The sequence below is a fragment of the Arcobacter sp. s6 genome (assembly GCF_040884245.1).
Classification (GTDB): domain Bacteria; phylum Campylobacterota; class Campylobacteria; order Campylobacterales; family Arcobacteraceae; genus Aliarcobacter.
This window is the reverse complement of the sequence record NZ_JBEVTN010000017.1, coordinates 73504-93313: the sequence shown is the minus strand read 5'-3', so window position 1 is coordinate 93313 and position 19810 is coordinate 73504. Positions and strand designations below refer to the sequence as shown.

Genomic DNA, 19810 nt, shown 5'->3' with positions numbered 1-19810 from the left:
ATGAAATACAAAAACAGATTTACGATGCTATTTATTCAAAGTGAAAATCTGGGTGTCCTATGAGAAACTCAGGAAGAAGGACAAAAAATGGAACCTTTATACAAAGTTAGTAAACACAATTCATTTGGAGTTTCTATTATTCCGGATGAAAAAGACAAGAGTAAATCTTACATTATGGTTGACGGTTACGTTATTGGTGTTCAAGTTAACACTGGTACTATTTACAAGAAGTAATTCTTACATTTACTAAATATAGTTAGACTATTTTAGTCTAACTATTTTTTACTTCTTTATTACTATAGTTTTAATTAAGTTAATCAAATTTATCACCTCTTATGCTCTTTTTTGCTACAATTCCCATCTTTTTTACATTCTTATTTTAGCACGCTTGCATAGCTCCAATGGTAGAGCAATTCCATGGTAAGGAAGAGGTTATCGGTTCAACTCCGATTGTGAGCACCATTTATGTTATACTTTTATTATAAGAAAATATTAACTAGGAAAATGAATTGAATGAAAACCCAAATAATCCATTACATGGAATTAAGTTAGAAATGATAATAAATTCATTAGTAGAATACTATGGATGGAATGAATTAGGAAGATTAATAAATATTAATAGTTTTAACTATGAACCTTCTGTAAAGTCAAGTTTGAAGTTTCTTAGAAAAACTCCATGGGCTAGAGAAAAAGTTGAAAAATTATATTTAAATACTTTTGTTAAAAAAGATATATAAATTAAAATATAAAATAAAAGAAAATATTAGGATAAATAATGATTAGAAAAATAGATACAAATAGTGAAGAATTTCAAATTGAACTTGAGTTAACTAAACAATTTACAGATAAAGTTATTTCTGATCATGGATTTTCTTATAATCCAGACGATGAGATAAATGAATCGATTCAAATGGGTCTTGCTAGAAATAAAATGATTTATGGAAAAAGATTTTGTCCATGTTTTATGGTTATTGGTGAAACTGCAAAAGAGCAAGAAACAAGCGAAAATAGATTATGTCCATGTACTCCTGCACTTACAAATGAAATACCATCAAAAGGTTCTTGCCACTGTGGAATTTTTTGTACAATTGAAAAAGCTGAAGAAATAGCAAAAGATACTGAAACTCATGATGCTATTGCAACTCATTCAAGAGGTTTGTCAAAAGAAGAGTGTGAAAAACTTTTAACTAAAGTTGAAGTTAATTCACAAGAACTAGAATCATTATTGGAAGCAAGAGAATTAGGTTTTGTAAAGTTTAATTTAGTTGATACAAGAGAATGGATGGAATGGGTAGGAACAAGAATTAAAGGTACAGATTATTTAATTCCTACTACTTCATTTTATCAAGCTTTAGAAAGAATAACTGATCAAAAAAGTACTCCTGTGGTAGTTTATTGTCATAGCGGAAGTAGAAGTGCTTATTGTCAAAGAATTATGAAAGATTTAGGATTTAAATCTGTTGCAAATTTAGATTATGGTATTTCATCTTTTGGTGGACAAAGAGAGAGTGGGGATAATTAATATTTTTTAATATGTATCCTAATCATAGGATACATGTTCTTTAAAGTCATCTGAATATTTTTTTAATAAATGCATAATTGATATGAAAAATGTCACCATTGCCGGACCTATGATCATTCCCCAAAATCCAAAAGTTGAAAGACCTGCTACTATTGAGAAAAATATTAAAAGTTCATTTACACTTGTTGGTGTTTTTACAACTTTTTGATTTATATATTTAATAATCATCGGTTTTATAAATGTATCTGCAATTACAGATATTACTAATATTGAATATACTGCAATTATTACAGCATTTGTTAATGAGTTTGTTGTTGCTTCATAAATAACTATTGGAAGCCACATTATAACTCCACCTACAACTGGAATTAATGATGCAAAACCATACAATACTCCAAATAATAAACCATCATAACCAAAAAATGTTAGAAAAAAACCAAATAAAAATCCTTCAAAAACAGCAGTAATTAATATTGAATAAAGAACAACAGTCATTACATTTGATGATTCATAAAATAAGATAGTTGAATCATCCTTTTTTATTGGTAATAATTCTTTCATAAAAGTAGCAATTGAGTTTGAATATAAGGTAAAGAAAAAGAAAAATATTAATATCATTATCATATCTATCATAAATTTAGCAGAATTCTTTCCTAAAAATGCACTAATTGATAATATGTTTTCTACAGTTTTACCAATATCAATTTTTGAAGTTAAGTCATTTAAAAAATCATTTAGAAAAACTAAATCAGATATCATTTTTTGAACAAAAATTTTCATTTCACTTAAGTTATTGATTAATACTTCTTTATCCACTTGATTAAAAAAGTTTGCAAATGAAAAAATACAATATAAAATTGGAATAAAAAATAGTGCAGTTAAAACTATTGTCATAATTGAACTTGCAATTATTCTACTTTTTAGTCTGTTTTCTAAATACAGAGTCACAGAATTTGTTGCAACTGCTAATAAAACTGACACACAAATTGCTTTTAAAAATGGGCTAAAAAGCTCCACCATAAAAAAAATCATCACAATAGCAATTGCAACTAAAAAGTAAACTGCTTTCAAAATAGTTTTCCTTGGTTTATATCATCATCTAATTTTTCATTTCCTGGATATGAAAGTCTAAACATTTCATATGTTTTTATTGAAGCTACTCTTCCTCTTGCTGTTCGTTCTATATATCCATTTGCAAGTAAATAAGGTTCAATAGCATCTTCGATAGTTCCTTCATCTTCACTAAGAGCTGCTGCCATTGTAGAAAGTCCCATCGGTTTTCCTCTATTTGAAACTAAAAGTTCAAGAAGATTTATATCCATTTCGTCAAAACCACTTTCATTTACACCTAATTCATCTAAAGCATATTTACATCTTGAAAGATGAATTGAATTTTCATTTTCTACTTCAGCAAAGTCTCTAACTCTTTTTAGAAGTCTAAGTGCTACCCTTGGAGTTCCTCTACTTCTTTTTGAAATCTCAAATGCTGCATCATTTTCACATGATTTTGAAAGTTTATCTGCTGCTTTTCGAATGATTTTTGATAACTCATCATGATTATAAAATTGCATTCTAAAATGCATACCAAATCTTTCTCTTAAAGGGTTTGATAACATTCCAGCTCTTGTTGTTGCTCCAATTAATGTAAATCTTGGTAAATCAATCTTTACTGTTTGTGCTGCAGGTCCTGAACCTATTATAATATCTAATCTATAATCTTCCATTGCAGGATAAAGTATTTCTTCAACTGTAGGAGAAAGTCTATGAATTTCATCAATAAATAAGATATCTCCTTCTTCAAGATTAGTTAATATTGCAGCTAAATCACCTGATTTTTCAATCATAGGACCAGCTGTTACTTTTATATTTGAATTCATTTCATTTGAAATAAGATATGAAAGAGTTGTTTTCCCAAGTCCTGGAGGTCCATAAAAAAGTATATGATCTAAAGCTTCTTTTCGTTTTTTAGAAGCTTCAATAAATACTTTTAAATTTTTTTTTATTTTTTCTTGGCCTATATAGTCATCCCAATTGGAAGGACGTAAGTTTACTTCTTGATTATCTTCTTCAAAAGATACTGACTCAACTTCTACTAATCTTTCCATTTTAAAGATTTCCTTTGAATATTAACATATTAATACTCTTCTTCTTGTGAGGGGAATGAACTATTTTGAACATCATTTCTATATTGATTAACAGCTTGCTTAACCATTGAAGCTCCTTGCATATAATGTCTTACAAATTTTGGTTTAAAATCTTCAAAGAACCCTAACATATCTGACCAAACTAAAACTTGACCATCTGTTACATTTCCAGCTCCTATTCCAATTATTGGAATATTTACAGCTTCTGTAATTTTTTTTGCAACATTACTCATAACTCCCTCAACAACGATTGCAAAAGCACCTGCTTTTTCAACTGCAATTGCATCAGCAATTAATTGTTCTTCATCCTCTTTTGTTTTTCCTCTTACTTTATATCCACCTTCACTTCTTACATATTGAGGCATAAGACCAATATGACCCATAACTGCAATAGAATTTGAAGTTAAGTGTTTTATAATATCTGCTCGATCTTCTCCACCTTCAATTTTGATAGCTGCTGCATTTGTTTTTTGATAAACTTTAACCGCATTTTTTAAAGCTTCATCTTTATTAATATATGTTCCAAATGGCATATCTAAAATAACAAAAGCTTTTTTTGCTCCTGAGCAAACAGCATTTGTATGATATATCATTTGATCAAGTGTTGCTGAAAGTGTATCTGGACGCCCTGCAAAGCTCATATTTAAACTATCACCAACTAAAATCATATCTGCTATTTCTTCAAAAAGTTTTGCAAACAATGCATCATATGCCGTAATTACTGTTAGTTTTTTATTATTTTTTGCTTTTTTAATTTTTGTAATATTAATTTTTTCAAAATCGTTTGTAATTATGCTCATTATATAATTTCCTATACTTTATCTAGATAGATATTTTATCACAAAAATCTTTTTAACAAATAAAATAACAATATAGATACATTTTGTATACTGTATAATATTTAAACATAAATGACTTTTATTTTTGATTATTAAATGTTATTATTAATTATGAAACCAATTATATTTACAGATTTAGATGGTACATTTTTAAATCATGATGACTATTGTTTTAGTGATTCACTAAAAGGTCTTAACAAAATTTTAAATGAAAATATACCTATAATCTTCACTACAAGTAAAACAAAAATCGAAGTTGAGAGCTTACATCAGAAATTAAAACTCAATGAACCATTTATTATAGAAAATGGTGCTGCGTTATTTATTCCAAAAAATTATAAAGAATTAGATTTTTCATTTTTAGAAGAATATGAAAATTATTTTATTTATCAATTGGGATTATCTTATGATGAAATTTTAGAATTTTATAATAAATATAAAGAAGAATTTGGACTATTGGGTTTTTCTGATATGAATAAATGGGAACTAATGAAATATACAAAATTAGATTCTCAAATTGCTTCTTTATCAAAACAAAGGAATTTTACAGAACCTTTTATTTTGCATGATGAATCTAAATTAAAGAGTTTAAAAATACTTGCTTCTAAATATGGAATAAAAATCACAAAAGGTGGAAGATTTTATCATTTAATTGGAATTAATCAGGATAAGGGAAAAGCAGTAGAAGATACAATAAAAATATTTGAAAAAGTATTTAATGAAAAGATTAAATCAGTTGCCTTAGGTGATGGTGAAAATGATATTCCTATGCTTGAAAATGTGGATGTTCCAATTATAATTAAAAACCACAAAGGTGGATATATAAATTGTAAAATTAAAAATATTCAAAAATCAACTTACAAAGGCTCTGCAGGTTGGAGCGAAATGGTGTTAAAAAATGTCTAGAAAAGAATTGGAAAAAATATACTTTAAAGCTTTGAATAAGGTAAAAGCAAAAACAATTATTAGAGATAATGTATCTATTAAAGATAATATTCTAAGAATAGTTGATGAAAATATAGATTTAAATAAGATTAAAAATTTATACATATTTTCAGTTGGTAAAGCTGGATCTTCTATGGCTAAGGAATGTGAAGAAATTTTAAAAGAGAAAATAAAAGATGGCTTAGCTATTTCTACATCAAAGGGAAAATTAAAATGTATAAAACATTTTAAATCAACTCATCCATTAGTATCTAGAAAAAGTATGAAAGCTGGAAATATATTATTTGATGAAGTATCAAAGTTAGATAAAGATGATTATTTTATATTTTTACTTTCAGGTGGAGCTTCTGCAATGATTGAAAAGCCGATTGAAGGTTTGAGTCTAGATGATTTTTCAAAAATTTCAAAAGCTCTTTTATCAAGTGGAATAGATATCAAAGCTTTAAATAGTGTTAGAAAATCTATATCACAAATAAAAGGTGGAAAGCTTGCTGATAAAATAAAAGCTAAAGGTTCTGTTTTAGTTTTAAGTGATGTAATTGGAGATGATTTAAATACAATTGGATCTGCTCCTATGAATAATGGAAAATTCAAACACTATATAATAGGAAATAATAAAATTGCTTTAAAAGAAGCAAAAAAATATATAAATAAAAAAGTGGATAAAGTAAAAATTATAACTACTTCTCTTGATAAAAACTCCCCAAATGCAAGTTCTTATATCTCAAAGATTATTAAAGAATATGATAAAAAATATGAGAGTTTTTGTCTGTTATTTGGAGGAGAGACTACAACTATTGTTGAAGCAAATGGAAAAGGTGGAAGAAATCAAGAATTAGCTTTAAGATTGTTAATTGATAATGAATTTAATAAAAACATCTCTATTTTATGTTCAGGAAGTGATGGCATTGATGGAAATAGTGATGCTAATGGAGCTTTTATTGATTTTGAGGTTTTTGAAAAAATAAAAACTTTAAATCTTAATGCAAATGAGTATCTAAAAAATTGCGATAGTAATAGTTTTTTCAAAAAGCTTTCATATGATTTTGTAACTGGAATTACAGGAACAAACGTGATGGATTTTATAATAGTTTTAAAGGAGAAAAATAATGGCTGATTTTTTTCAAAATGGAGTTATAACAACTTTACAAAATGTTGGCAATAGAAGTATTAAAAACATGGAGAATGAGCTTGAAGAGTTTGCTCAAAGACATCAAATGGTTCTTCTTTTACCCGCTTTATATTCAGAATTTCAAACACCTGCAATGCATAAAATTATTGAAGAATTAAAAAGTGTAAAATATTTATATAAAATAATATTAGGTTTAGATAAAGCAACAAAAGAGCAATTTGAAGAAGTTAAGCAGTTGATGTCTGTTTTACCTTGTAAAGTTGATGTTTTATGGAATGATGGACCTAAAATTCAAGAGTTATATAAAGATTTGACAAATGAAGGTTTCCCTGGACTTAATACTCCTGGAAAAGGAAGAAATGTATGGACAATGATAGGTTATGGACTTACTGATAAAGATGCTTATGCTTTTGCACTTCATGATTGTGATATAGTAAATTATAATAGAGAAATTCCTGCACGACTTTTTTATCCCATTATTCATCCAGGACTTGATTTTGAATTTAATAAGGGGTTTTATTCAAGGGTAACAAATAAACTACATGGAAGAGCAACTAGACTTTTATATACGCCTTTGATAAATTCGCTTACTAAAGTTTATGGTTCTAGTAGATATTTAGATTATATGGAAAGTTTTAGATATGCCTTATCGGGTGAATTTTCTTTTATAAGAAGTTTAGGAAGAGGTATTGCTATTTCTCCCACTTGGGGATTAGAAGTTTCAACTTTAAGTGAAGTATATAAAAATACTTCAAATAGAAGAATATGTCAAACTGAAATTATGGAAAGTTATGAGCATAAACATCAAGAATTAGGAAATTCTGATAGTGGTGGTGGAATATATAAAATGGCAAATGATATAGCTAAAACACTTTTTAGAGTTATGGCTCAAGAAGGAGTTGTATTTAGTGAAGCATCTTTTAAAACATTATTAGCAACTTATTTTCAAGAAGCAAGATTTGAAATATCAAAACACAATGCCTTGAGTAAATTAAATAATTTAGAATATATAAGAGAAAAAGAAATACAAGCAGTTATTGAGTTTGAAAAAGCCATAAAAGAAGCATCAAAAGAGTATTACGAAGATCCTATGGGAATTCCAGCTCTTTCGCCTTGGATTACAGTTCGTTCTGTTATGCCTGGATTCTCAGATAAATTTGCAAAATATGTCAGTGAGGATAACCAATGAAACATATATCAAGCCCAAATCATAAAATAAATAAGAGACTAAATAAACTCTATCCTCCTACCATTGCCGAACTAGCTATAAATGATATTATAGACTTAATTTTTAAATATAAGCAAAGAATAAAATCTCAAGAATATCACTTAAGTCAAAAAGATATCGTTTTAATAACTTATGGAGATCAAGTAAGTAGAAATCATGAAGCTTCACTTAAAACACTAAATGATTTTATGGATAATCATTTAAAAGGTGTTATTAATTCAATTCATATTCTCCCATTTTATCCTTATTCTTCAGATGATGGTTTTTCAGTTGTAAATTATAGTGCCGTTGATCCTCATATGGGTTCTTGGAGAGAAATAGAAGAAATAAGTAAAAATTACAGACTTATGGTTGATGGTGTTATAAATCATATTTCACAATTTTCAGATTGGTTTAGAGCATATTTAAGTGGAGATCCTTATTTTCAAGATTTTTTTATTGATTTGGATCCTTCCATTGATCTAAGTAAAGTGGTACGCCCAAGAGCTAGTCCACTTTTAAGTGAGTTTGTGGATGATAATGGAAAAATTCATAATATTTGGACTACTTTTAGTAAAGATCAGGTTGATTTAAATTATAAAAGTCATAGGGTTTTAAAAAATGTATTAGATGCTCTTTTTTATTATATAGAAAAAGGTGCAACACTTATTAGACTTGATGCAATTGCTTTTATTTGGAAAGAAATAGGAACACAATGTGTTCATCTTCAAGAAACCCATGAATTAATACAACTGATGCGTGATGTTTTACACGAAGTTGCACCTGAAGTTATAATAATAACTGAAACAAATGTGCCTCATCATGAAAATGTATCCTACTTTGGAAGTGGTGATGATGAAGCTCAAATGGTTTATAACTTTGCTCTTCCACCACTTTTGGTTCATTCTATTTTACATGGAGATACAAGCACTTTAAATACATGGGCAAAAACTTTAACACTACCTAGTGATAAGGTTTGTTTTTTTAATTTCACAGCTAGTCATGATGGAATAGGGCTTAGACCTATAAAAGATATATTAAAAGATGAAGAAGTTGATTTTTTAGTACAAAAAGTCCAAGAACACGGTGGATTAGTTTCTTTTAGAGCAGAAGAGGATGGAAGAAAAACTCCTTATGAATTAAATTGTTCTTATATAGATGCGCTAACACATCCAAGTGAAGATGATGCCCTTAGATTAAAAAGGTTATTAGTAACTCAAGCAACAGTTTTAGCAATGCCTGGAGTTCCTGGTATTTATTTTCATTCACTAGTTGGATCTAGGAACTATCAAGATGGAGTAAAACATACAGGAGTTAATAGAACTATAAATCGAGAAAAATATCATATTGATTGGTTAGAAACAGAATTATCAAAACAAGGAAGTTTAGCAAAAAGTGTTTTTGATAGTTATAAAAGATTAATATCTATTAGAATAAATGAAGAAGCTTTTAATCCATTTGGAAAATTTAATTTTCTAGATTTAGGGGAAAAAGTATTTGCCATAGATAATGTGTGCGCTAAAGGTGTTGAAAGAATTATAGCTATTCATAATTTTTCAAATGAAGAAGTAATTTGTACTCTTCCTGAAAATATAAAACTTCCTTTATATGATATTTTATCTACGAATTATGCAACATTGACACAAGAAAAAGTTGAGCAAACAAGAGAATTTAAACTTGAACCATACCAAATAATGTGGTTAAAAGGAACAATCAAACAAATAAAGGAGAAAGAATGATTAAGAAGTGTTTATTTCCAGCAGCAGGTTACGGTACAAGATTTTTACCAGCAACAAAGGCAATGCCAAAAGAGATGTTACCAGTACTTACAAAACCATTGATTCAATATGGAGTTGAAGAAGCGATTGAAGGTGGTTGTGAAGTTATGTCTATTATTACAGGACGAGGTAAAAGAGCAATTACAGATCATTTTGATATATCATATGAGTTAGAACATCAAATAAAAGGTTCATCTAAAGAAGAGATGTTAAATGACATTAGAAAAATTATAGAAAAATGTACATTTACTTATACTAGACAAAATGAGATGAAAGGTTTAGGCGATGCAATATATAAGGGACGAATGCTTGTTGGTGAAACAGATCCATTTGCTGTAATTCTTGCAGATGATTTATGTGTAAATCCAAAAGGTGATGGTGTTTTAACTCAAATGATAAAATTATATGAAAAATATAAATGTTGCATAGTTGCATGTATGGAAGTTCCCAAAGAAGATGTTCATAAATATGGTGTTATTGAAGGAAGTAAAATAGAAGATGGTGTTTTTATGGTTTCAAATATGGTTGAGAAACCTGATAATGATAAAGCTCCATCAAATTTAGCTGTTATTGGAAGATATATTTTAACCCCAAGTATTTTTGAAGTGATTTCTAAAACTAAACCCGGCAAAAATGGAGAACTTCAAATTACTGATGCATTATGTACACAAGCTAAAAGTGGCATGGTATTAGCCTATAAATTTAAAGGTAAAAGATTTGACTGTGGAAGTGTTGATGGTTTTGTTGAAGCTACAAATTATTTTTATGATTTAGAAAAAAAAGCAAAAAAATAGATTAGTGAAAAAATTTAGCTTGAGGTTTGATTATCTCAAGCTATTAAAAATTCAGAATTTGAATATTTGTCATAAAAAGCTTATTTTTAAAGAATATGTAAATAAGTGTTTCGTTAAAATCAAATACTAAATATAAATTTAAAATAAATATAAAGCTTTCTTATGAAAAATGACTTAAATATACAAAAACACCTAGCCGAACAAACTATTCTATTTGCAAGTATCACAAAATGGATAATTCTATCATCTTTAATTGGTGCCTTAATTGGTGCTGTTGTTTCTTTATTTCTAAAACTTTTAGAATATTGTGAAAATTCAAGGGAATTACTACCTTTTAATTATTATTATACTTTACCTTTTGCTTTAGCAATAACAGTTTTTATTGTTAAAAAATTTGCTCCAAGTGCCCAAGGCCATGGAACGGAAAAAGTAATCGAAGCTGTTCATAAAAATTCTGGAAAAATTAATATTAGTGTTGTTCCAACAAAACTGTTTGCAACAGTACTTACTATTTTTGCAGGAGGTTCTGTTGGAAAAGAAGGACCTGGTGCTCAAATTGGTGCATCTTTAGCTTCTTTTATTGCAATGAAATTAAATTTTACAAATAGAGATAGAAAAAAAATTGTAATTTGTGGAATTAGTGCGGGATTTGCTTCTGTATTTGGAACACCATTAGCAGGTGCAATTTTTGGAGTAGAGATATTAATTGTTGGTGCTTTAATGTATGATATTTTATTGCCTTCAATAGTTGCTGGATTTTCAGCATTTTTAGTAGCAAAGATGTTCGGTATTAATTATACATATTTTTATATAGCATTTTATTCAAGTTTTGATTTTAATTATATTTTATTATCAAAAGTTATTTTAGGTGGAATATTTTTTGGATTAGTAGCTGATTTTATTATTACTACATTGGGTACTTTACATAAATATGTTGACAAAGTAAAAATAAATTATATTTTAAAAGCTTTTTTAGGTGGAATTATTCTTGTAATTTTAACTCTAATTTTTGGAGAAGATTATCTAGGATTAGGTTTTCATACAATAAAAGATTCTTTATCCTATAACACCGATGCTTATGAAAATGTGCCTTGGTATGCTTTTATTATGAAAACTATTTTTACTTCTTTAACTTTAGCTTTTGGTGGAAGTGGTGGAGTTATTACCCCAATATTTTATGTTGGTGCAACAAGTGGTAATTTCTTTGGATATTTAGTAGATGGGTATATTCCTTTATTTGCAGCACTTGGTTTTGTTAGTGTTTTAGCAGGAACAACAAGTGCTCCAATTGCTGCAATGATAATGTCTGTTGAACTTTTTGGAATGGATGTTGGGCATTATGCAGCTATTTCTATTATTATTGCTTTTTTAATGACAGGGCATAGAAGTGTATTCCCTTCTCAACTTTTATCCATGAAAAAATCAGAAGCAATAGATATAAAATTAGGCCAAGAGATTGTAAATAGCCAAACTTCTTACACAACAAGATTTTTTATTAATATTCAAAATATTATTAATGTACTTTTGAAAAGAAGCAAAAAAGATGCAAAGGAAAATACAGAAGATAAAAAAGAATAATTAATAGTTTAAAAGTAGATTTTAGATAAAATAATTCAAATTTTAAAGATAGGATTACGATTTTGAAAAAATTAGTAGGTTATATTACATCATCCCTTCCAAATAACAATTTTACAATTGATTTAGCTTATAGTATGAAAAATGCAGGGGTTGATACATTGGAGTTAGGAATACCTTTTTCTGATCCAGTAGCAGATGGTCCTGTTATTGAAAAAGCAAATTTAATTGCGTTAAATAATGGTTTTAAATTAAAAGATTTATTTGAAGTTTCTTCAAAAATTGCAAAAGATATTGATACTTTATGGATGGGTTATTTAAATCCATTTTATCATTATGGTATGGAAAAGTTTTTACAAAATGCCCAAGAATATAATATTCAAGGAACTATTATTCCAGATCTTCCTTATGAAATGGCGCAAAACTTCCAAAGTTTATTTGATAAATATAATAAGACAAATATCTCATTTGTAGCACCAACTGATAGTGAAGAGAGAATAAAATTAATAGTAGCAGATGCTAAAAAGTTTATTTATATGGTTGCTTATGCTGGAATTACAGGAAGCGGACAAAAAGAGGATTTAACTTCAATTATTAATAATGTAAGAAAATATTCAAATACACCTTTATACATTGGTTTTGGTGTTGATGAAAAAACTTGCAAAGAGAAGATTATTGGTGTTGATGGTGTTATAGTAGGAAGTGCTTTTGTAAAACATATAATTGATGATAGTTTATCAAATGATGAAAAAATTAAAAAAATTTGTGCTATTGCAAAAGAAATAAAAGAAAAAATTAACGAATAATTATGTTTACTCAAAATCCAGATATTGAATTTGTAGAAGAAAATAGAAGCTGCTCTTATTTTGATGAAAGAATATCTGATATTAGATATAAGTATATTTATTCTTGTTCTTCTTCCCAATATCAAGCAATGTTAGAGAGAGGTTGGAGAAGATTTGGAAAAATGCATTTTGTTCCTGAGTGTAAATCTTGTACAAAATGTGTATCTATTAGAATTGATGTTCAAAATTACAAATTTTCTAAATCAGAAAAAAGAGTAATTGCAAAAAATAGAGATACTAAACTTTATATAAGACCACCATCTATGACAATGGAACATTTAAATCTTTATGATAAGTATCATAAATTTATGAATGATAAGAAAGATTGGCCATATAGCCCAATTGAACCTAATGATTATTTGAAATCTTATGTTGAAGCTAAAGAAGAGTTTGCAAAAGAGTTTTTATATGTAAGAGATGACAAGTTAATAGGTGTTGCATTAGTTGATATCTTAGATAAGTCAATATCTGCAATTTATTGTTATTATGATCATGATTATGCAGATCTATCAATAGGAAAGTTTTCAATTTTGGCACAAATAAAAATAGCAAAAGAGCTCAATATTCCATATATTTATTTAGGTTATTGGATAAAAGACCATTTCTCAATGGGCTATAAAAAAGCATACGAACCTTTTGAAGTTTTAGAAAATAGAGCTTGTTTTGAGGAAAAACCTATTTGGAAGAAAAATGAATTATAATATTATTGTTATAATAAGTATTGTAATTTGTGCTATAATCTCTGTGTTTATTAGTTATTATATAGTATTATTTATTTTGAGTGAGAATAGTTCCTTATTTAAAATAGCTCAATTGATAATTACAATAGTTTCAATGACAACATTTTACGCTCCAATTAAATATTTATTAATGAAATTTATGGATATAGAACAGGAAAAAAGAGAAAAAAATGATTAAATATATCGTTTCTATTTTATTATTGGCAAACATAGCATTTGCTGAAAATAAACTAGTTGAAGAAGAAAAAGTAATTGAAGTTGCTCCAGCATATAATCCAAATGTTGATTGTTTAATTTTAGAAGATGAAAATTCAATTATTTGTAAATTTGAAGTAATTAGAGACACAAAAGATCAACAAATAGTTATAAATTGGATTAGTCCAACAGGCGAGATATCAAGAACAAGAGAAATGAATATCCCAGCAGGTGATGTTTCAGCTTATGATTATAGATATCTTGATGGTAGAGAAGGTGGTAAATGGAATTTCAAAATTATTTATAACCAAAGTGAATATACTTCTTCTTTTGAATTAAAATAAATAAATTATAGTAAAGAAATAAGTTAAGATTTACTCTTAACTTATTATCAGTTTTGTTGCATTGTATGCAATAAAAGATAAAACCCATGCAGTTGTAGTTGTAAATACAAATAAATATCCTAAATATTTCCATCCTCCAGCCTCTTTTGCAAAAACCATAGATGCAGCTAAACAAGGTAAATAAATCATAACAAATACAATAAATGCAATTGCAGATGCAAATGGAATATTATTTTTAATTTTATCAATTAAACTATCTGATGTTTCATCATTTTCTCCACCTAATCCATATAAAATAGATAATGTAGATACAACTATTTCTTTTGCAGCAAGTCCTGTTTCTAAGGCAACTGTCATTCTCCAATCAAATCCTAAAGGTGCAAAAAATCCTTCTGTAGATTTTCCAATATATCCTAAATATGAATTTTCTAAATTATATAAATCTAATTCATTTTTAAGATTATTTTTTTCTTCTTCAGAGCTTACTAATTCAATTTTTTGATTATATGTTTCTTCTACATCTAAATGTTTTGGATAATTACTTGCAAACCAAATAAGTAAAGATGCTGCTAAAATATAAGTACCTGCTTTTTTTAAATACATCATTGCTTGATTTGAGACTGTATGCCAAATTAACTTAAATGATGGAAGTCTATATTTTGGCATTTCCATTACAAAAGGTTCATCTTCACTTTTAAATACAACTATTTTTAATACTTTTGCAGCAATTAATCCTAATAATGCACCACTTATATATATTAAAAATAAAATGTTCCCTGCATTACTTTCACCAAAAAATGCTCCAACAAAAAGTACATAAATAGGAAGTCTAGCCCCACAAGACATAAATCCAATAATAAATAAAGTTAGTAATCTATCTCTTTCATTTTTTAATGTTCTAGCAGCCATATATGCAGGAACCGAACATCCAAATCCTGTAACCAAAGGGATAAATGATTTTCCATGAAGACCAAATTTATGAAAAAATCCATCAAGTAAAAATGCAACTCTACTCATATACCCTGTAGTCTCAAGTAAAGCAATCCCAAAAAATAAAATTACAATATTTGGTAAAAATAATACAACTGAACCTACACCTGCTATTGCTCCATCTGCAATAATTGAAGAGATTTGATTATCACCTAAAATTTCTTTTGTAGAATCAATTATACTTGCAAAAAAAGCATCTATAATATCCATAGGAATAGTTCCTACTTCAAATGTTAATTGAAATAGTCCCCACATTAAAAATAAAAATATTGGTAAACCTGCAAATTTGTTAATTAATATTGCATCCACTTTTTCAGTTAATGTTTTTTTCTCAATGATTTTTTGTTTTACAGTTTCAGTAACTGCTCCTTTTGCAAAAGCAAATTTCTCATCATTAAAAATATCTTCCATATTTTTTGTATTGAAATGAATGTAAAGATGTTCAAACGATTCATTTAAAACAGCTTGTAGTTTTACCCAAATTGGTTCATCATGAAAATATTTGTATGTTTGCTTGTCTTCTTTTAAAAGTTTAATTGCTATTTGTCTATAAGTTTGATTTGTTTTATATGCGCAATCTTTTAATAAAGTAGAAATAGTTTCAATCTCTTCTTCAATTACACTTGAAAAGAATAGTTTTGTTGGAAGTTTCTGACTTTCAAATTTCGAAACAATTTCATCTAAAAGTTTGTTTATACCACTTTTTTTTGCAGCACTTGTTTTAATACAAGGTTTTCCAAGAATTTTGCTTAATTGTAGTTCATCTATAGTTATTAATTCTTTATCTGCTTCATCACTCATATTTAATGCAAGTATCATTTTTTTATCAAGAGCTAATAATTCTGAAGTTAAAAGAAGATTTCTTTGAAGATTTGTTGAGTCTAGAACATTTAATATAATATCATAATCTGATTTATCTAAAAATTCTTTTGTTACTTTTTCTTCAAGAGTATAATCATTTAAAGAGTATGCTCCTGGTAAATCTGTTATTTGGATTTGATAGTTTTTATATTTTAAAAAAACTTCTTCTTTTGCAACTGTTACACCTGAAAAATTTCCAACTCTTAATCTTGCATTTGAAATTGAGTTAATAAGCATAGATTTTCCAACATTAGGTTGTCCCACCAAAGCTATTTTTATAATTTTATTCTGCATACTTAACCTCAATTTTTTCAGCTTCACTTACTCTAAGAGCAATTTTTGATTGATTAATTTTTATCTCAATAGTACTTTTTGTAAGAGTTAATTCTTCAATTCTTACAATAGCACCTTTTGTAATTCCAAATGAATAGAGTCTATTTTTTAGTACGTTATCACAATTAATTGATAAGACTTCAGCACTTTCTTTTATTTTTAATTCATTTAATGTCATTTATTTACCTTTTATAGTATTAATAATGATTATTATAATATAATCTAACTTTTGAATACTTGATATGCATCAATAAATTATATTTGTAATTTTTGTTAACTTTAGATATACTAAATCAGTATAAAATTTTTGAAGGTGTACTTTAATGTTAAATGAAAATAGTAACGAAGAAATAATAGACGAATTAAAAAAAATTGTAAAACAAAAAGGACTTAAATATACAGAACAAAGAGAAATTGTTTTAAGTATCTTATTAGATGCTCAAGATCATTTAACGGCTGAAGAAGTATATAATGAGATTAAAAAAGAGCATCCTGACTCAAATATTGGAATAGCTACTGTATATAGAGCACTTAGTTTTTTGGAAGAAGTTGATTTAATTACTTCTATTGCTTTTGGGACAGATGGGAAAAAATATGAAAGTAATGCTAAATCACATCATGATCACTTGATTTGTACATCTTGTGGAAAAATTATTGAATTTATGGATGATGAAATTGAAAAAAGACAAGATAAAATTGCTAAAAAGAACAAATTTAAAATAACTAGCCATTCTATGCAATTGTATGGGGCTTGTGAAGCTTGTCAAGAGTAGTACTTTTACTACCCTTGATTTAGTATTTTATAAAATATCTTCTTTTATTTCATTTACCCACTTTGCAATTCTTTCATCTGTTAAATCACTTTGATTGTCTTCATCAATTACTAATCCAACAAACTCATTGTCTATTTGCGCTTTTGAAGCATCATGATAATAACCTTCGCTTGATGTAAAACCAATAATTTTTGCATTCATTGATTTCGCTTGTTCATATATTATTCCTAATGCACTACAGAATTCATCACTATAGCTTTCTTGGTCACCTAATCCGAATAATGCAATTGTTTTAGAAGATAAGTCTAATTTACAAAAATCACCCCATACATCTTCCCAATCATCATTTAATTCACCATCTCCCCACGTTGAACCACCTAAAATTATTTTATCATAGTTATTAATTTTGTCAATTTTTGTTCCTGATAAATCAAATACTTCGATATTATTCAATTTTGAAGCTATTTTAGAAGCTATTTCTTCACTATTTCCTGTACTACTTGCAAAAAATATTGCTGTTGCCATGTTTATTTCCTTTTTTAGTTTTTTATAATTGATCTTAAAGAGTAGGGTATTGCTTTTATTTGATACTCTTTATTTTTTAATTCATCCACATAAATAGGGATTTGTTTTTTAAAGTTATTGTTTTTTGGATAAGCTAAATATATTTGATAATACTCGCCTTTCTTAATCGATTTTATTGCACTTTCTAATTCATCTTGGATATTTGGTTTATTTACTATTATATCTTTCCATGAAGTATAAATTTTCAAGCCAACAAAATCTTTTGTTTTTATACATATTGAATCACCTAAATCAATAACAGTTTTGTCATTATGTAGTTTTTTTATTTTTTTTAACACAAATTCATGAAATAATAAATGTTTATCAATAAGTACTTGCATCTTATTATTTGTGAAACAAATTGATATAAGTTTTGCAAGAGGAAGTAAATGATTGTTTGATACAAAAATTTGATTTTTATTTTTTGGATTTAAATAGTTATTAATAATTTTTGTAGAATTAATGCATAAATTAAAAGTGCTATTTTTACTTTTATTTGATTTTACATAATTAATTGGAAGCATATTTTTTATTTTATATTCAAAAGCATCTTTTAAAGATATAGATGATAGCTTTTTTTGCTCATATTTTGAAAAATGGCAGTATGAATGCAAAATATTATTACTTAAATTTAAAAACATTTGTCTTAATCTAATTATTGAATTAAACTCATCAAAATCTTTTGGCAAATACTCTTCTTTATCACTAAATCCAATTAAATTTTTATTTAGCATTTTCATCTCCAAAATTACAATTTGCATAACAATCTTTACAATCTTTAATACCCATTATTTTTACATATTCATCATATACACAAGATATTGATCTTTTTGCACAGATAAATGGTATATTTTTCTTCTTCGCTTCATTTTTATATTTAAGCATAGTATTATGATTCAAAAAAGAAGTAAGCATTACTATACAATCTGTATTTAAAGGAACTTTTTTCTTTGGAGCAGATGATTTTTTTCTAGCATCCCAATGATTTATTGTTTTAGCACCTAAAGACTCTAGCATTGATGAAATCTGTGAGATTTGATCTCCTCCAATAATTAATACGCTCATTTTAAATCCTTTATTAACAAGTGCAACCAGTTGGTTTTACTAAGTCATTTTTATTTTTTATTTTTATACAATTAATCATTTTAAATCCTTTATACTGATAATCATTATTGAATAGTATAGTAAGTAATCTTAAAGTATTATTAATATTAAGAATGATTATCATTAAAGTAAATAGATGTTAAGATAATGTGTTTTTGCATTTTGAGTAAAAAAAGAGTTTAAATTAAGGGGATTTATTTAATGGGATAACTAGGAAGTTCCCTAGTTAAAAAAGTATTATACGTCGATTTTTTTTAGTTCTCGTATTATTGAAGCAATATCTTGAGAATAGTCTCTTGCTGCTTTACTGTTGTATTTCCAACCACCATTGTAACTACTCCAAACTTTTGACCAATCATTCTTGTGAATTTTTTGCCAATATATAAGTTCATCTATTGCATTTTTTGTTGCGAATTTAAAATCTGATATTAATTTCATTGCAAATTTATTTCTATTCCATGAATTATCTTGTACATTCTCTCTATCAATCACAGTTTTTAAATGTGCTTGGTATAAACCATAGTCTTTTGTATCTACGTTAACTAAATATTTGCCTAAGCTAGATTCTTTTATTGCAATTGCCATTAATGAGTAACTAAGACCATGGGCTTGACCTTGTCTTTTGATCTCTTTTAGTGTTTCAATTTCATCTTGAGTTAAATTTTTAATGTCAAAATCTGATGCAAAAATATTAGATACAAACATTAGAATAAATAAAATAACTTTCAATTTCATTGATTTCTCCTTTGTTTTTTCTTAAATTAAGTTCGGAATTATACTTTAAAAGTATAAAATTGTCAAATTTGGCTATAATTTACTTGGATTTAAATGCTGATTAATGTGATTTTTAGGTAGGTGTAACTATAATTTCGAAAATTTTTGTCAGAAGTTAGAATCAGTGGAAAAGAAAGAATTTAAGAAAATTATCAAAGAAATAGGCTTTACTTCTCAAGGTAGATTTGCAGAAGAAATAGGTGTAAAAGCAAGCACTTTTACAACATATAAAATTATTCCATCTCATATAAAAAGAATAACAAAATTAGCACTTCTTGCTAAACAAAATGGTATTCCTTTGGATGAAATTAGAGATTCTTTAAGAGTAGAATAAATTTAATTTATTCGAAC

Annotated in this window: 23 protein-coding genes and 1 tRNA gene; 15 read left to right on the top strand and 9 right to left on the bottom strand. The window is 27.0% G+C overall.

The features are described from left to right. The first annotated feature begins 386 nt into the window (after positions 1-386). From ABVS04_RS11670 to ABVS04_RS11660, 3 genes are all read left to right on the top strand, one after another. Positions 387-462: transfer RNA gene (locus tag ABVS04_RS11670), tRNA-Thr, on the top strand. A 47-nt stretch (positions 463-509) separates the two neighbouring features. Beyond that, a complete protein-coding gene (locus ABVS04_RS11665) occupies positions 510-737 on the top strand; it encodes a VF530 family DNA-binding protein (protein ID WP_368030907.1) in 228 nt (75 codons plus the stop codon). A 38-nt stretch (positions 738-775) separates the two neighbouring features. Next, positions 776-1522, top strand: coding sequence for a ferredoxin-thioredoxin reductase catalytic domain-containing protein (locus tag ABVS04_RS11660; protein WP_368030906.1), 747 nt, complete (start codon positions 776-778; stop codon positions 1520-1522). 18 nt (positions 1523-1540) lie between these two features. Here the strand turns inward: ABVS04_RS11660 and ABVS04_RS11655 are convergent, their stop codons facing one another. Genes ABVS04_RS11655 through panB form a run of 3 tightly spaced genes read right to left on the bottom strand, consistent with a single transcriptional unit; the run spans position 1541 to position 4466 of the window. Continuing rightward, positions 1541-2593, bottom strand: coding sequence for an AI-2E family transporter (locus ABVS04_RS11655; RefSeq protein ID WP_368030905.1), 1053 nt, complete (start codon positions 2591-2593; stop codon positions 1541-1543). Then, complete coding sequence (gene ruvB / locus ABVS04_RS11650; RefSeq protein ID WP_368030904.1) at positions 2590-3627, bottom strand: Holliday junction branch migration DNA helicase RuvB; 1038 nt, start codon at positions 3625-3627, stop codon at positions 2590-2592. The genes ABVS04_RS11655 and ruvB overlap by 4 nt, the downstream gene beginning before the upstream one ends. A 29-nt stretch (positions 3628-3656) precedes the next feature. Further along, entirely contained in the window at positions 3657-4466 is an 810-nt protein-coding gene (gene panB / locus ABVS04_RS11645; protein WP_368030903.1) for a 3-methyl-2-oxobutanoate hydroxymethyltransferase, read from the bottom strand. Between the two features lie 135 nt (positions 4467-4601). Here panB and ABVS04_RS11640 point away from each other — a divergent pair, with 135 nt between their 5' ends. The 10 genes from ABVS04_RS11640 to ABVS04_RS11595 all read left to right on the top strand — a co-directional run bounded on the left by ABVS04_RS11640 (position 4602) and on the right by ABVS04_RS11595 (position 14060). Further along, the gene (locus ABVS04_RS11640; protein WP_368030902.1) at positions 4602-5411 is read left to right on the top strand and encodes an HAD-IIB family hydrolase; all 810 of its coding nucleotides are present in this window, start codon (positions 4602-4604) and stop codon (positions 5409-5411) included. Next, positions 5404-6567 (top strand): glycerate kinase, encoded by a 1164-nt coding sequence (locus ABVS04_RS11635; RefSeq protein ID WP_368030901.1) that lies wholly within the window; start codon positions 5404-5406, stop codon positions 6565-6567. Before ABVS04_RS11640 ends, ABVS04_RS11635 begins: the two co-directional genes overlap by 8 nt. After that, complete coding sequence (locus tag ABVS04_RS11630) at positions 6560-7771, top strand: glycosyl transferase (protein ID WP_368030900.1); 1212 nt, start codon at positions 6560-6562, stop codon at positions 7769-7771. Before ABVS04_RS11635 ends, ABVS04_RS11630 begins: the two co-directional genes overlap by 8 nt. Next, positions 7768-9528 carry a sugar phosphorylase gene (locus ABVS04_RS11625; protein WP_368030899.1) on the top strand — a complete coding sequence of 587 codons (1761 nt, stop codon included), beginning with the start codon at positions 7768-7770 and terminating at the stop codon, positions 9526-9528. The genes ABVS04_RS11630 and ABVS04_RS11625 overlap by 4 nt, the downstream gene beginning before the upstream one ends. Further along, positions 9525-10361, top strand: a complete 837-nt coding sequence (gene galU / locus ABVS04_RS11620; RefSeq protein ID WP_368030898.1) for a UTP--glucose-1-phosphate uridylyltransferase GalU — start codon at positions 9525-9527, stop codon at positions 10359-10361. Before ABVS04_RS11625 ends, galU begins: the two co-directional genes overlap by 4 nt. 162 nt (positions 10362-10523) lie before the next feature. Beyond that, positions 10524-11939, top strand: a complete 1416-nt coding sequence (locus ABVS04_RS11615; protein WP_368030897.1) for a chloride channel protein — start codon at positions 10524-10526, stop codon at positions 11937-11939. A gap of 62 nt (positions 11940-12001) precedes the next feature. After that, positions 12002-12742: a tryptophan synthase subunit alpha gene (gene trpA, locus ABVS04_RS11610; protein WP_368030896.1), complete on the top strand. Its 741-nt coding sequence runs from the start codon at positions 12002-12004 to the stop codon at positions 12740-12742. A gap of 2 nt (positions 12743-12744) precedes the next feature. Then, entirely contained in the window at positions 12745-13482 is a 738-nt protein-coding gene (locus ABVS04_RS11605) for an arginyltransferase (RefSeq protein ID WP_368030895.1), read from the top strand. Beyond that, a complete protein-coding gene (locus ABVS04_RS11600; protein ID WP_368030894.1) occupies positions 13472-13699 on the top strand; it encodes a hypothetical protein in 228 nt (75 codons plus the stop codon). Before ABVS04_RS11605 ends, ABVS04_RS11600 begins: the two co-directional genes overlap by 11 nt. Further along, positions 13692-14060 carry a hypothetical protein gene (locus ABVS04_RS11595; RefSeq protein WP_368030893.1) on the top strand — a complete coding sequence of 123 codons (369 nt, stop codon included), beginning with the start codon at positions 13692-13694 and terminating at the stop codon, positions 14058-14060. Before ABVS04_RS11600 ends, ABVS04_RS11595 begins: the two co-directional genes overlap by 8 nt. 36 nt (positions 14061-14096) lie before the next feature. Here the strand turns inward: ABVS04_RS11595 and feoB are convergent, their stop codons facing one another. Further along, positions 14097-16205, bottom strand: coding sequence for a ferrous iron transport protein B (gene feoB, locus ABVS04_RS11590; protein ID WP_368030892.1), 2109 nt, complete (start codon positions 16203-16205; stop codon positions 14097-14099). Further along, positions 16195-16422: a ferrous iron transport protein A gene (locus tag ABVS04_RS11585; protein WP_368030891.1), complete on the bottom strand. Its 228-nt coding sequence runs from the start codon at positions 16420-16422 to the stop codon at positions 16195-16197. Before ABVS04_RS11585 ends, feoB begins: the two co-directional genes overlap by 11 nt. 145 nt (positions 16423-16567) lie before the next feature. Between ABVS04_RS11585 and ABVS04_RS11580 the strand changes: the two genes are divergently transcribed. Next, positions 16568-17017, top strand: a complete 450-nt coding sequence (locus ABVS04_RS11580; RefSeq protein ID WP_368030890.1) for a Fur family transcriptional regulator — start codon at positions 16568-16570, stop codon at positions 17015-17017. Positions 17018-17044: 27 nt separating this feature from the next. On the opposite strand, the gene ABVS04_RS11575 is transcribed toward ABVS04_RS11580, so the two are convergent. The 4 genes from ABVS04_RS11575 to ABVS04_RS11560 all read right to left on the bottom strand — a co-directional run bounded on the left by ABVS04_RS11575 (position 17045) and on the right by ABVS04_RS11560 (position 19420). Then, a complete protein-coding gene (locus ABVS04_RS11575) occupies positions 17045-17542 on the bottom strand; it encodes a flavodoxin (RefSeq protein ID WP_368030889.1) in 498 nt (165 codons plus the stop codon). 14 nt (positions 17543-17556) lie between these two features. Continuing rightward, entirely contained in the window at positions 17557-18315 is a 759-nt protein-coding gene (locus tag ABVS04_RS11570) for a hypothetical protein (RefSeq protein WP_368030888.1), read from the bottom strand. Further along, entirely contained in the window at positions 18305-18646 is a 342-nt protein-coding gene (locus ABVS04_RS11565; protein WP_368030887.1) for a DUF2325 domain-containing protein, read from the bottom strand. The genes ABVS04_RS11570 and ABVS04_RS11565 overlap by 11 nt, the downstream gene beginning before the upstream one ends. A gap of 276 nt (positions 18647-18922) precedes the next feature. Further along, positions 18923-19420: a transglycosylase SLT domain-containing protein gene (locus ABVS04_RS11560; RefSeq protein WP_368030886.1), complete on the bottom strand. Its 498-nt coding sequence runs from the start codon at positions 19418-19420 to the stop codon at positions 18923-18925. Between the two features lie 163 nt (positions 19421-19583). On the opposite strand from ABVS04_RS11560, the gene ABVS04_RS11555 reads away from it, so the two are divergent. Further along, positions 19584-19793 (top strand): hypothetical protein, encoded by a 210-nt coding sequence (locus tag ABVS04_RS11555; protein ID WP_368030885.1) that lies wholly within the window; start codon positions 19584-19586, stop codon positions 19791-19793. The last annotated feature ends 17 nt before the right edge of the window (positions 19794-19810 follow it).